The organism is Acetobacter indonesiensis (assembly GCF_000963945.1).
In the GTDB taxonomy this organism is placed as follows: Bacteria; Pseudomonadota; Alphaproteobacteria; order Acetobacterales; family Acetobacteraceae; genus Acetobacter; species Acetobacter indonesiensis.
Genome location: NZ_BAMW01000162.1, coordinates 1 through 1,081, shown reverse-complemented (window position 1 = coordinate 1,081; position 1,081 = coordinate 1). Strand labels below are relative to the sequence as shown.

The 1,081-nt window shown below is 58.0% G+C and carries 1 protein-coding gene; it reads left to right on the top strand.

Annotated features, from left to right (window positions below; genetic code table 11):
• Positions 1-51: 51 nt before the first annotated feature.
• A partial coding sequence (locus Abin_RS15525; protein WP_048848596.1) for an IS30 family transposase occupies positions 52-1,081 on the top strand: 1,030 nt, incomplete at its 3' end.

The following is a 1,081-nucleotide window of genomic DNA, read 5'->3' as shown; positions in this document are numbered from 1 at the left end:
TGGGCGGATTCAACCGGTCGTCGCAACACCTTAATATTGGAGGTGTAGACGATGACAGGGAAACGGAAATCGGAGCGGTCCACAAGGCGCAAATTGTGCTCGCCAGGACGACCGCCTGTCTGGCAGCGTGAGACCCTTTGTCGGTTCTGGCAGGGTATCGCGGCAGGTCTTTCCAGCGAAGAGGCTGGTATCGAAGCCGGTGTTTCTGCTCCAGTTGGAAGCCGTTGGTTTCGGAGTTCTGGCGGGATGCCACCCACACATTTAACCCCTTCGGCCTCTTGCCCACAGGGCCGTCGTCTTTCTTTTTCCGAGCGTGAAGAAATCGCCCTGGAATGCGCACGCAAGACCGGGGTGCGTGCTATTGCCCGCAAGCTGGGACGTTCGCCCAGCACGATATCTCGTGAGATCAGGCGCAATTCTGCGACCCGGAGCGGGGATTTCAATTATCGTGCCATTACAGCGCAATGGCATGCGGATCGTGCGGCCCAACGTCCCAAAGTGAGTAAGCTGGCACAGAATTCTACCTTGCACGATTATGTCCACGATCGCCTTGCAGGCCTGATCGCCACGCCGGATGGTGTCGCACTGAAAGGGCCTGTCGTGATATGGAAAAAGCGACGGGCAGTTCATCGTCAAAGTCGACGCTGGTCCCTTGCATGGAGCCCGGAACAGATCGCGCAACGGCTGAAGATGGATTTCCCAGAGGATCAGAGCATGCGCATCAGTCACGAAGCAATTTATCAAGCACTCTACATCCAGGGGCGCGGCGCTCTGAAACGCGAACTTTCCGCCTGCCTGCGCTCGGGGCGGGCACTCCGTCTTCCTCGGGAACGTGCGCGTAAGCGAGGCAGATCTTTTGTCGAAGACGCCTTGATGATCAGTGATCGTCCGGCAGCGGTTGCGGACAGAGCTGTGCCGGGCCATTGGGAAGGCGACCTTATTCTCGGCCTTGGTAGTTCAGCGATCGGAACTTTGGTCGAGCGCACAACGCGCTTTACGATGTTGCTGCATCTGCCGCGGATGGAAGGGCATGGAAAAACCAGAGTGATCAGGAATGGTCCAGCCCTTGCCGGTCATGGGG